The 12538-nt window shown below is 42.2% G+C and carries 12 protein-coding genes and 3 pseudogenes; 1 reads left to right on the plus strand and 14 read right to left on the minus strand.

Going from position 1 to position 12538, the window contains the following annotated elements; genetic code table 11:
• The 7 genes and pseudogenes from GKR74_RS07865 to GKR74_RS07895 all read right to left on the minus strand — a co-directional run.
• Positions 1 to 546 (minus strand): Rpn family recombination-promoting nuclease/putative transposase (locus GKR74_RS07865; protein ID WP_154603154.1); only part of this gene is annotated, 546 nt, incomplete at its 3' end.
• 208 nt (positions 547 to 754) lie between these two features.
• Positions 755 to 1498, minus strand: a complete 744-nt coding sequence (gene ugpQ / locus GKR74_RS07870) for a glycerophosphodiester phosphodiesterase (RefSeq protein WP_154603155.1) — start codon at positions 1496 to 1498, stop codon at positions 755 to 757.
• A pseudogene (locus GKR74_RS07875) lies at positions 1444 to 2565 on the minus strand (sn-glycerol-3-phosphate import ATP-binding protein UgpC). The gene ugpQ and the pseudogene GKR74_RS07875 overlap by 55 nt, the downstream one beginning before the upstream one ends.
• Positions 2566 to 2567: 2 nt before the next feature.
• Positions 2568 to 3413, minus strand: coding sequence for a sn-glycerol-3-phosphate ABC transporter permease UgpE (gene ugpE / locus GKR74_RS07880; protein ID WP_154603157.1), 846 nt, complete (start codon positions 3411 to 3413; stop codon positions 2568 to 2570).
• A pseudogene (gene ugpA, locus GKR74_RS07885) lies at positions 3362 to 4297 on the minus strand (sn-glycerol-3-phosphate ABC transporter permease UgpA). Before ugpA ends, ugpE begins: the two are co-directional and overlap by 52 nt.
• A 69-nt stretch (positions 4298 to 4366) precedes the next feature.
• The gene (ugpB, locus tag GKR74_RS07890; RefSeq protein WP_154603159.1) at positions 4367 to 5680 is read right to left on the minus strand and encodes a sn-glycerol-3-phosphate ABC transporter substrate-binding protein UgpB; all 1314 of its coding nucleotides are present in this window, start codon (positions 5678 to 5680) and stop codon (positions 4367 to 4369) included.
• Positions 5681 to 6305: 625 nt separating this feature from the next.
• Positions 6306 to 7877 (minus strand): AbgT family transporter, encoded by a 1572-nt coding sequence (locus tag GKR74_RS07895; protein ID WP_154603160.1) that lies wholly within the window; start codon positions 7875 to 7877, stop codon positions 6306 to 6308.
• 457 nt (positions 7878 to 8334) lie between these two features.
• Here GKR74_RS07895 and GKR74_RS07900 point away from each other — a divergent pair, with 457 nt between their 5' ends.
• A complete protein-coding gene (locus GKR74_RS07900) occupies positions 8335 to 8703 on the plus strand; it encodes a DUF1992 domain-containing protein (protein ID WP_154603161.1) in 369 nt (122 codons plus the stop codon).
• Positions 8704 to 8710: 7 nt separating this feature from the next.
• Here GKR74_RS07900 and GKR74_RS07905 read toward each other — a convergent pair whose 3' ends face one another.
• The 7 genes and pseudogenes from GKR74_RS07905 to GKR74_RS07935 all read right to left on the minus strand — a co-directional run bounded on the left by GKR74_RS07905 (position 8711) and on the right by GKR74_RS07935 (position 12530).
• Entirely contained in the window at positions 8711 to 9412 is a 702-nt protein-coding gene (locus GKR74_RS07905) for a helix-turn-helix transcriptional regulator (protein ID WP_154603162.1), read from the minus strand.
• Between the two features lie 69 nt (positions 9413 to 9481).
• Positions 9482 to 9817, minus strand: coding sequence for a tRNA-binding protein (locus GKR74_RS07910; RefSeq protein ID WP_154603163.1), 336 nt, complete (start codon positions 9815 to 9817; stop codon positions 9482 to 9484).
• Positions 9818 to 9979: 162 nt separating this feature from the next.
• Positions 9980 to 10306 (minus strand): DMT family transporter, encoded by a 327-nt coding sequence (locus tag GKR74_RS07915; RefSeq protein WP_036949254.1) that lies wholly within the window; start codon positions 10304 to 10306, stop codon positions 9980 to 9982.
• A gap of 18 nt (positions 10307 to 10324) precedes the next feature.
• A complete protein-coding gene (locus tag GKR74_RS07920; RefSeq protein ID WP_154603164.1) occupies positions 10325 to 10738 on the minus strand; it encodes a DMT family transporter in 414 nt (137 codons plus the stop codon).
• A 52-nt stretch (positions 10739 to 10790) separates the two neighbouring features.
• Positions 10791 to 11474, minus strand: a complete 684-nt coding sequence (locus GKR74_RS07925; RefSeq protein WP_154603165.1) for a hypothetical protein — start codon at positions 11472 to 11474, stop codon at positions 10791 to 10793.
• A gap of 22 nt (positions 11475 to 11496) precedes the next feature.
• Positions 11497 to 12141 (minus strand): phosphate propanoyltransferase, encoded by a 645-nt coding sequence (locus GKR74_RS07930; protein ID WP_036949251.1) that lies wholly within the window; start codon positions 12139 to 12141, stop codon positions 11497 to 11499.
• A pseudogene (locus tag GKR74_RS07935) lies at positions 12135 to 12530 on the minus strand (BMC domain-containing protein). The gene GKR74_RS07930 and the pseudogene GKR74_RS07935 overlap by 7 nt, the downstream one beginning before the upstream one ends.
• Positions 12531 to 12538: the final 8 nt, after the last annotated feature.

Genomic DNA, 12538 nt, shown 5'->3' on the forward strand with positions numbered 1-12538 from the left:
ATGTTTGAGAACTAACTCCATCGCCGCGACTTTTCGGTGATTCACCAGTTCATCGTCACTTGCCACTGTCACATCCACTAAAGGCAATGGATTACAGTACAAACTATGAGCTAAATCAGACCACTCAAAGCAATCCGTCCATGATTGGGAATAGGGATAAGGGGATTGATTTCCATGATAAAACAGGATGGGAACCACCAGCGGCAAAGTTTGGTGCCCCTGCTGCAAATGCTGATTCATCGCGCAAAATGCGTAATGCATCAGCCGCCAACCCATCAGCTTATCGGGGGAAGATTGGTGCTCCACCAAGAAATAAAAATATCCCTTACCCTTGAGCGTTTGAACGGAATAGAGCATGTCCGAGAAACGAGAGCGCAATGTTTTATCCACAAATGAAGCGCTGGCTAACTTCAACGTATCAAAATTGCAAAGGTGTTTAATGCGATTAGGAAGATGGACTTCAAAAAAATCCCGCGCATTATCCACTTTGCTCATAAAGCCTTTAAAGGTTGAATCATGAGGAGCTACAATTGATTGGGTCGCCATCTCGGCCTCGTCTTGGTTCATAAGATGGCGAGATACTAACCAATATTTTCGGGAGAGTGAGAAAAAGTTAGTCCTAATTAACTAGAATCACTTGACGGACTAACTCGTTGCTTTTAATCGAATTATTTACTTATTTTAGCCATAAAAAAACACCTCAATCAGCGTATTGCACATTGAGGTGTCATTCAAAATAAACGAATTTTTTAATTTACTCCTCGGGGAAATTTGGGCCGATTAAATCAATACGATCAGTACAAATTGCATTAACGCCCCACGCTAATAATAATTTGGCGCGTTCAGGGTCATTCACCGTATACACCAGAATATATAAGCCCGCTTGCTTCAATAGCTCGACCCGAGCTTTATCCAATAAGAGATGATCTAAATGGATAGACACGCATCCCAAACGCGTTGTCAGTTCACGCCAATCCTCTCGCCACTCTTCCAGTAATAAACCGCGTGGCAATTCAGGTGCTGCGGCTTGAGCCGCTTCAAGGGATTCAATGGAAAATGAAGAGAGTAACGGTGCAGTTTGTCCTTGCCAGAGTTGGCGAGCCGCTAATGCCACCACGGTTCCTGTCTCAATCTCCAAGCCAGTGGTTGGCTTAATTTCAATATTCGCCATCATGCGATGTTGTTGGCAACGCTCAGCCACTTGAGATAGTAGCGGCAAATGCTCGTTGGCAAACTCTTGGCTATACCAACTTCCCGCATCAATTTTAACCAGTTGGCTCCAGTCAAAATCCCCTGCAATTCCATACCCATTACTCGTTCGCTCAAGGGTATCATCATGCAGAAGGAAAATTTGACCATCGCGAGATAACTTGGCATCAAACTCAATCATGGTGTGACCATATTTTGCCCCGACATCAATCGCTGCGAGCGTATTTTCAGGGGCTAATTTACCGCCACCACGATGGGCGACAATTTTAGGATAAGGCCAAAGATTCATAAACGATGTCCATATTGAGTATCAAAAAAATGCTGATGGGCTTCAGGAAGATGAAGCCATAACGTGGAGCCAATCTGAGGGCGATGCTCATGCCCTAAGCGTGCAATGACTTTCTGCCCAGCCCACTGGCCATGCACGAGATTATCAGCACCTAACATTTCAAGGGTCTCTACTACCAGCGGGATCCCCCCTGACGATTCAGAGCCTAACTGTAAATGTTCCGGTCGGATACCTAACGTTAGCGCATGCCCTACCCACTGTAAATACGTTCTACCTAACGGTAATTGCATTCCACCACTGAGTTCAAAGCGAGAACCATCCGAACTCAGTTTTCCTTCCAGCAAATTCATGGCAGGAGAACCAATAAAACTCGCCACAAAACGGCTGGCAGGACGCTCGTACACTTCAACTGGGGAGCCAATCTGTTCCGCAACGCCTTTATTCATCACCATCACTCGCTGCGCCAAGGTCATCGCTTCCACCTGATCGTGTGTCACATACAAGCTGGTGGTTTTTAAGCGACGATGGAGCTGTTGCAATTCAAGGCGCATCTGTACCCGCAACTTTGCATCGAGGTTAGAAAGCGGTTCATCAAATAAGAATACGGCTGGGTCACGCACAATGGCACGCCCCATTGCCACACGTTGACGCTGGCCGCCAGAAAGCTCTCTCGGTTGGCGCTTTAATAATCCATCAAGCTCTAAAATCCGTGCGGCATCCGCCACTTTTTGGCGAATAATCTCTTTTCCTAGCCCACGAATTTTTAGTCCCCATGCCATATTTTCTTCAACACTCATATGGGGATACAGAGCGTAATTTTGGAATACCATCGCAATGCCACGCTCTTTGGGCTCTAGATGTGTGACCCGCTTTCGGTCAATCCAAATATCACCACTCGTGACTTGCTCAAGTCCTGCCACCATCCGTAGTAACGTAGATTTACCACACCCAGAAGGCCCCACCATTACGATAAATTCGCCGTCCACCACATCCACGGTAAGCGGCTTGATCACTTGATTTTTTCCGTCCCAACTTTTGGTGACGGCTTGAAGTTTTAATTCTGCCATGGTTATTTCTCACTATCGACCAAGCCACGCACAAACGCCCTCTGCATAGCTAATACCACAAGAACCGGAGGAATAAGCGTGAGCAACATTGCCGCCATCACTTGATTCCATTGCGTCGTACCCTCACCCGATGCGATCATGCCTTTGATCCCTGCAACTGCGGTTCCTAAGCTGGGATCTGCAACGATCAAGATCGGCCATAAGTATTGGTTCCAACCATAAATAAAGGTGATCACAAACAACGCCGCTAAGTTTGTTTTGGACAACGGCAACACAATGTCGATGAAAAACCGCATTGGCGAAGCACCATCAATCCGTGCAGCCTCAATCAATTCATCCGGTAACGTCATAAAAAATTGGCGAAATAAAAAGGTCGCCGTGGCGGATGCCATCAATGGCAAGGTTAGCCCTGCGTAACTATCCACCATGTTTAAGTTGGAAATCACCTCTACCGTGGGGAAAATACGCACTTCGACAGGCAACATTAACGTGATGAAAATCATCCAAAAAAATAGACTACGGCACGGAAAACGGAACCAAACGATGGCAAAAGCCGATAACATCGAAATCGTAATTTTTCCAATCGCTATCACCAGCGCCATAATGGTGCTGTTCACCAACATCAACCAAAATGGGGCGCTATTCGCTGCCACGCCGTTATTCCAAATATGCAGGATGTTTTCCCATAAATGAGAGCCAGGTATTAGGGTAATAGGGGTATCGAAGACTGCTTTATCGTCGAGTGTCGCGGCAACAAAAGCCACATACAGCGGAAATAAAATCACTAAAATCCCAATTACCAGCATTGAATGACTGAATACGCTCAGTCCACGATTTTTCTCAATCATTGGTAACGTACCTTACGCTCGATAAAACGGAATTGAATCACCGTTAGGATGATCACCAAACCCATTAAAATCACGGATTGTGCTGCGGATGAAGAGAGATCGAGCCCTGAAAAACCTTCACGGTAAATCTTATAAATCAGTGTCGTCGTCGCTTGTACTGGCCCCCCGCCCGTTGCCGCATCAATCACAGGGAAAGTATCAAAGAAGGCATACACCAAATTCACCACCAGCAAAAAGAAACTTACTGGAGTAATTAATGGTAAGGATATTTTAAAGAAACGACGGATAGGCCCAGCTCCATCAATAGCCGCCGCTTCCATCAAAGAGCGTGGAATAGACTGTAAGGCAGCGAAGAAAAACAAAAAGTTATAACTGATTTGTTTCCAAACTGAGGCTAAAACCACTAAAAACATTGCCTGACCGCTATTTTGGGCATGGTTCCAGTCATAGCCAATGGATTCCAAACCATAGGTTATCAATCCTCTGCCGGGACTAAACAAAAACATCCATAAAACTGCCGCAACAGCAGGGGCAACAGCATAAGGCAGCAGCATTAATGTTTGGTAAAAACGGCTTCCTCTTACCACATAATCAACCAACGCCGCGAAAAACAGCGAGACCACAAGCCCACTTCCCGCCACCCAAGCACTAAAAATCATTGTGGTATAGAAGGAGTCTACATAGTAGCTATCGCTAAAGAGTTGAGTGAAGTTTTCTAACCCCACAAATTCACTGGATAACCCAAAAGGATCAATACTTTGTAATGAATACCAGAGCGCTTGCCCAGCAGGCAAAATAAAGAAAATCACCGTAATGATTAGCTGCGGTAATACTAGCGCGTAAGGTAACCAGCGGGAGCGAAAGACGGGACGAAATGATGACATAAGCAATCCAATAAATCAGATGTGATGCAGCGCCTCTCTTAATTCCATCAAGAGAGGCGAAAGAACTCATTACTGAGTGGATTTTTCGAAACGGCGCAGTAATTGGTTACCACGCTCAACAGAGGCATCGAGGGCTTGTTGTGGGGTCTTTTTACCTGACCACACGGACTCTAGCTCTTCATCCACGATGGTGCGAATTTGCGGCATATTACCTAAGCGTAATCCTTTGGTATAAGGCAATGGGGCTTTGTTTAACATTTGGCGAGTCGCAATATCCGCTCCCGGGTTTTTGTCATAAAAACCGGATTTTTTCGTTAACTCATACGCTGCCGTTGTAATGGGTAAATATCCGGTATTTTGATGCCATTTCGCCGCATTTTCAGGTTCAGCTAAGAATTTCATAAACTCTGCAACGCCTTTATACGTGGCAGGATCTTTACCGCCCATCACCCACAGGCTCGCACCGCCAATGATAGCGTTTTGTGGTGCCGTTGGGATTTGTGCATCGTAAGGCATCATGCCAACACCAAAATCAAACTTAGCGTGCTTGCGAATATTCGCGAGAGAACCGGAGGAGCCAGTAATAATGGCACAATCTCCGTTATAGAATTTCTCAGTTGGCTCGTCTTTACGCCCTAAATAACTGAAGGTGCCTTTTTTATTCATATCTTGCAGCTGCTCGATATGCCTTACATGGTCTGGAGTATTGAATTCCAATACCGCGTCTGCGCCATCAAAACCGTTATTCTTCGATGCGACAGGCAAACCATTCCATGCACTGAAGTTTTCAATTTGGATCCAGCCCTGCCAACCGCTGGCATAGCCGCACTTCATTCCTGATTCACGTAATTTTTCAGTATATTGAGCAAGATCTTGCCATGTTTTAGGTGGGGTATCTGGGTTTAAACCGGCTTTTTTGAAGGCTTCTTTATTGTAATAAAGAACGGGAGTAGAGCTATTGAAAGGCTGAGATAACAGATGTCCTGTTTTTGCATCACTGTAATAGCCCGAAACAGTAGGCACAAACTGAGACTCATCAAAATCAATTCCGGCTTCTTGGAAAACTTCGTAGACAGGTTTGATAGCTTTGGATGACATCATCGTCGCAGTACCGACTTCATAAACCTGTAATATCGCAGGCGCATTGCCAGAACGAAATGCCGCAATCCCCGCAGCTAGGCTTTGCTCATAGTTCCCTTTATAAGTAGGAACCACCTTGTAATCTGGGTGAGTTTCATTAAAGCGAGTGACAAGGTCATTCACTTCTTCGCCAAGCTGACCTTCCATTGAATGCCAGAATGGGATTGTGGTGACTGCCATTCCTTGACTGCTAAAAGCCATGCCTAACATCATTGCTAAAGCAGACTGTTTGATAGATGCCATGCCAATTCTCTCTTTTATTATGACTGAAGTTTATCCGCCAAGATTTACACTAAAATGTGCGAATTCACGCAATTTATGTTCGAGAGAGAATTTATCACCGAGAAATGACAGAAATATCGCCAACACATGACAGATTGATGACGACCATATCTCTAGCAAATGACGTTTACATGACAATCAGCATTTTTAATTTTCACGGCATATCAAAAATAAATAATCAAATTAACTTAAATAATAAATTTTTGATTATTGAAAAATGATTAAATAACAAAATATAGGAAAAACGAATAAAAGAGTAAAAAAAGATGCCAGAAATAACTTTGCAGAAACTGTCATTCTATACATATTATCCACCTTGTTTTTTTATTAAAAACAACAAATAAAAATGAAATTGAAAACAAGCCTATTATTGATATCGCCATACAAACAAACTGAATTTACAAATTAACTTTAGGATAATATTAAAACAACAACAAGCATTTAATACTACAAATCCAACAAACTAATAATAACCCATAAAATAAGCTATCTTATGATTATCAATTTATAGCCAATTTAAAATATACATCCGAAAATAATAAAGGGTAAATAAAAATCTATTTACCCTTAAAAACTCATTATTAGATTAACTTCCAGGCGTAAAATAAATTGGGGATCCAGGCCCTACCGGTAATCCCAAAATAAACACCCAAATAATGAAGAATAGAGACCAGCCAATAAAGAAAATAATCGAGTATGGCAACATCATTGAAACCAAAGTGCCAATCCCTGCATCTTTCTTATATTTGACGACGATTGCCATAATTAAACCAAAATAGCTCATCATTGGCGTAATAATATTGGTCACCGAGTCACCAATACGATAAGCCGCTTGGATAGTTTCCGGTGAATAACCTGCCAACATTAGCATTGGTACAAATATCGGTGCTGTCACCGCCCATTGAGCAGAAGCAGAGCCGATCATGAGGTTAATAAAGGCGCAAATCAGAATAAAACCAACAAATAATATTCCACCATGTAAATCGATACTATTTAAGAAATTAGCGCCTTTGACCGCAATAACTTGCCCGATATTTGTCCATCCAAAGAATGCAACGAACTGTGCAGCAAAGAAAATGATGACTAAATAGAGACCCAAGGTGCTCATTGCGCTTGCCATTGCATCAACCACATCTTTGTCGCTACGCATGGTTTTTGCGATATAGCCGTAAACAATCCCCGGAACCGCAAAGAAAATAAAGATAAACACCACAATCGCTTTTAAGAAAGGTGAATTACTCACTAACCCCGTTTCTTGATTACGTAAAATTCCACTTTCCGGCACCACCATTAAGGCTAATACTGCCGCTAATCCCCAGAAAGTCACCGATGCCCAGAAAAGTGCTTTTTTCTCCAGCGGAGTGACTTCAGCAGAGGCTCGGAGTTTATCTTCGTCCTCATCGACACCACCGCCCTGATAAGGGCCTAACTGTGGCTCAACAATTTTCTCTGTGATGAAATAACCCAAGATAGTGATCAAGAAGGTACTGGCAAACATAAAGTACCAGTTTGCTTCTGCCCCAACGATATAGGTAGGGTCAATAATGCGAGCGGCTTGTTGAGTGATCCCTGACAATAACGGATCCACTGTTCCTAATAGCAAGTTCGCTGAATATCCACCGGATACCCCTGCAAATGCAGCTGCAAGCCCAGCTAATGGATGGCGACCTAATGAATGGAAAATAATCGCAGCCAGCGGAATCAATACCACATACCCCAGTTCTGCCGCGGTATTAGACATAATCCCAGCAAAAACAATCGCAACGGTGGTTAATTTACGTGGCGCTTTGATAACAATCAGACGCATTGCGGCAGATAATAAACCGGCACGTTCTGCGATCCCAACCCCTAAAAGAGCAACTAATACCGTGCCTAGAGGCGCGAATCCCGTAAAGTTGGTGACCACGTTAGACAGAATTTTACGGATGCCTTCCGCATCTAACAGGCTAACAATGTGAATAATTCCGTCTGCCGCACGACCTTTCGCACCTTCAGGGCGAGGATCCGGCACACTAATACCAAAATACTGACCAACGGCGGAAGAGACTAATAAAATCCCAATTAAGATAATGAATAGAATAACAGGATGTGGCAGAGCATTTCCCAGCCACTCAACCGTTCGTAAAAAACGGCTACCCTCTTGTCTTTTTTGTTCCATGTATGCTCCTTATAAACAAGAGAAATGAACATTACACAATGTTTTTCTCTTCACCTAATTACAAGCATATAAATTCAAACCAACAAATTTGATACAAATCGAATACATTAACTAACAATCAACGTGATGATAGTAAAAATAGAATATTTACTTTGTTAAATTTTATTTATGTTAAAAACTAAAACCATAAAAATTAAATATCATAAAAATACAAAAATGTGGTCAAGCTAACATTTTAATAATATTAACAAGCCATTTATGATTATTTTTGACTAAATAGATGTCAAATTTCGTCAGTTTTATTCCATTTAATTCGATTAATACCTATTTTTACATTTACAATAAATTTGAGTTAGATAGAGCAAAGTAAAATACCAATTAGCCTGATTAATGTACGTTTTTAATCTAGATTAATCAGCGCTATAATCGACGCCTATTCACTACAGAGCGAGCCATAATGTCTGTCATTGATCTTTGGGCAGAGCGTCATATTCAAGACGCTTTAAATAAAGGGGAGTTATCCAACCTCAATGGTGAAGGGAAGCCTTTGCAACTTGATGATGACAGCCAAGTTCCTGAAGAATTAAGGGCAGGCTATCGTATTCTTAAAAATTCTGGGTATCTACCGCCTGAACTGCAACAGAAAAAAGAAGCACTGAATTTATGTCACATGCTGCAGCAACTCTCTGCCGATGACCCCAATTATGTTGCCATCAGTAAGCAATTAGCATTACTCGAGCTAAAACTCAAACAAGCCAATATCAATACCGACTTTTTATATGGCGAATACGCAGTGACAATTTCAGAGCACTTAGAGTCTAAATAGCGAAGAATTAACGTTTAGGTAGGGATTGTAGGCGATATTCCTGAGGGGTTTTACCGTAAAACTTACGAAATGCTTGGCTAAATGCAGAGTGAGAATCATACCCCACCAAAGTGGCAATATGCTCAATAGTTTGGTGAGTTAATAATAAACTTCCCGCTGCCTCCATCCGTTTTTGCAATAAGAATTGCATGACCGTAAGCCCCGTTTCCGCTTTCACTTTACGCTGTAAAGTACTGACTGACATATAAAACGCGCAGGCGATATCTTCGCAGCTTATCGGTAAATGCAGACGTAACTCTACCCAATGAACCAGCTCATCAACCCAACGATTTTCTGGTTTTAACTGGGCTAATAACAGGCGAGCAACGGCAAAGTTTTGTTCCGGTGCTTGAGGGAAACTTTGCAACCAATTTAATAACCCCACCGCCGCTGGCGTCAGCGTGAAATGCGTCATTTTTTCATTTACTGACCACTGCGCCGTTGCAGGCATTTCCAGCACATAATTTTGATTGCCTTCTTGCCCACTGAAAGCGTGACTAACACTCGGCGGGATCACCACTCCCTGACCCGCATTTAGCAGCCAATGTTGACGATGCATATTGATCTCCATCGCCCCTGATAACGCAAAGACTACCTGCCATTGCCCATCATGTTGATGAGAAATAACCTCTTGGGAATATTGGCGATAGTGCAATTCAGGTAATAACAAGGCAAGCTCCTACTGGGTGGCATACAGTAGGAGTATACGATTTTAATTAAAAAAATGCAGCCTGACGGCTTAAGCTAAGCGAGAACCATTCGGCACAGGTAGATTAAATTCAGCTAATACAATGGCACCCGTTTCATCGGGGGCACCTGTAATTAAGACTTCAGATTTGATACCCGCAATACGTTTAACTTCGAAATTACAAACACATAAAACCTGTTTGCCAATTAAACTTTCAGGGGTGTAATGCACGGTAATTTGTGCGCTTGAACGCTTAATTCCTAATTCCCCTAAATCTACATCCATCACATAAGCGGGCTTTTTTGCTTTACTGTTCACTTCTGCACGAATAATCGTACCAACACGCATTTCCACTTTCGTAAAGTCGTCCCACTCAATAATTTGCATATCTTTATTCCTAAATTAAACGATGGTAATAGCTTAAATTAGCATAGGATAGATAGAGGCTCTTAGCGTCAAACATTCATTTTATGTTGTGAAACAGTCATTGATTATCACCTGATAATCACAGGTAATAATCAATGGGTACAAGAGAGATAAAACGCGAGGTTACATATTTGAGAAAGTATTCATAATAATGCCGCCAGAGATAATTAATCCCATCGCGAAGACTGCGGGCACATCCGGTTTTTGTTTATATAAAATCATTGAAACTAACGTCACACCAACAATACCAAACCCACACCATAAGGAATACGCAACCCCAACAGGGATATAGCCCATTGCACGTGTTAACGCGAAATAGCACAGACAATAAGCCACAATCACTAAAATTGACGGGCCTAATTTGCTAAAACTATTGGTTTTTTTGATCATCGATGTACCCGTGATTTCTGAACCAATTGATAATGCCAACCATAAAAATCCAGTAAACATAATATTTCTCTCTTCTTATTAATGAGCAACTTTGTTGGTTGAAGACAGTGACGTATCCGAATTTTCAGCTGGTTCCGCCTCATCCGAGCCCATTTTAGAAAACAGGTTCATAATCACGATCCCAGAGGCAATAACCCCCATCCCAATCATTGCCGCCATATCGGGGTGCTGCCCATAAAACAGCATACCTAAAGTTGAAACCATCAAAATACCGGTACCCGACCAAGTCGCATACGCTAGCCCAACCGGAATATATTTCACTGCGCGAGAAAGAGAGTAATAACAGATAACATAAAGAATCACTATCAGACCTAATAATAATGATTTAGTTGTTCCTTCACTATTATCGAACATTTTCAATGTGGATGTTGCTGAGGTTTCAGAAATAATAACCGCCAGCATCCAAAGCCATGATTTTGCTTTAGAGGACATAGATAATACTCCTACATAGATAGACGTTTAAAATATTAAATTGAAATAAAATTTATTTTTTTAGAGACTTTAAATAATCCATTGCCGAATCTGTTAATTTATTTTTATTTAGGGAATATTCCTTTGGGTCATTCATTACTTCTCTCAAAGTAATATAGCGATTCTGGTTTATTTTATTTTCACTCGATATCTCATCATTTTTAATGAGCATTTTATTTTCAATATTATTAAATGTATCGAATTGAATACCTAATGAGATAGCCTTATTCATATTCTCTTTAATAAGGCGGTTATAATGTTCATTTTTATTCAAACCTAATATTTGGTTCAAATCACTGTCAGGGCAGCAATGATATTTCAATGCCATGATAGGAATATTTCGAGAGAGTGTTTGGATGATAATTTCGCTCTCTTCGCTGGTTGCCAACCCATTCACGACTTCATTCAGTACCTTGGTTCCTATAAAAGGGAGAAAAACCCCGTGAAATCCTGCAAGTTTTTCCATATTAAAGGTATGAATATCAAAACATTGCCCAATTTCTTTCCATTGATTTATCGTCGATTGCGTTAGCATCTCCTTGGTGGCATAGAAAGAAAAAGACATTGAAGGTAACTGCAGTAAACGCTGATAAACCGCCTGTTGATAGTCTTGGCTTGGGGACAATAACACCAAGACTCGCCGTTTCAGCTGTTGCAGTACCTGTAACACTATCTGCTCAATCATTTTTTCGTTCATATTGCCACCGCTCGTTTAGTCCTTAACTGACAACAAACACGCTGTCACTGTTACGTAACCCTGCCGCATTCGCTTCATCTGTATCAATATGAAACTCCAGAGAAAACCTTGCATCCACTCGAACAACGACCTCATCAAATACGAGACTACGTTCACCTTCCGTGCGAACACATACTCGCTGTCCATTGGAGACATTTAGCGACCTAGCATCCATTAAATTCATGTGAATATGGCGCTGAGCGCAAATGACTTGTTCACAAAGATTAACGTGCCCTGCGGGGCCAATTAACAACGCACTCCCCGATTGATTTAAATCTCCAGATTCACGTACTGGCGCTTTAATACCTAATGCAAAACAATCTGCTTTCGAGACTTCCAGCTGGGTTGTTGGTCTTGTGGGTCCTAACACTCGCACTTTACTGATCGACCCTTTAGGCCCAACCACCATCACACACTCTTTTGCCGCAAATTGACCTGGTTGCTTCAAGTCTTTAAATGGCGTCAGTTGATAACCTTCACCAAAAAGCGCGGTAACATCTTCTTGTGAAAGATGGACATGACGGTTCGAAACGCCCACAGGGATAGCAATGGGGCTATCAATCATTGAGGCTGGGTTTGACATAGCTAAGCGAGACAGAATTTTTCCCATCAGCTGCTGGTTTATCATGATTTTTTCCCTTTACGCACATCAGCTTTTGGCTCCACAGCGGCAATCTCGACATCCATCGCCACGGGCGCCTCAACGACCGGTTTTTCAACACCGTTTTCTTCTTCGCTCGCGTTATGCTTAGTGGATAGCAGCTGGGTGATCACTCGCTCTTCTGGGCGGGCAATGACTAATGTGCCTTTTAATAGGTCTTGATGGCTGATAACCGATGCACCATGGTCAACGGCGGTTCTTACTGCACTAATTTCCCCTTGAAAACAAACAGAAACTAAGCCAGAACCGATTTTACGGTAGCCAACAATCTCGACACTCGCCGCTTTGCATGCAGCATCCGCAGCTTGTATTGCTGATGTCAGCCCGTAAGTCTCAATGACGCCTAAACTTTTCATTTTTCTCT

This window comes from Providencia sp. wls1914, from assembly GCF_009706645.1.
GTDB lineage: Bacteria > Pseudomonadota > Gammaproteobacteria > Enterobacterales > Enterobacteriaceae > Providencia > Providencia zhijiangensis.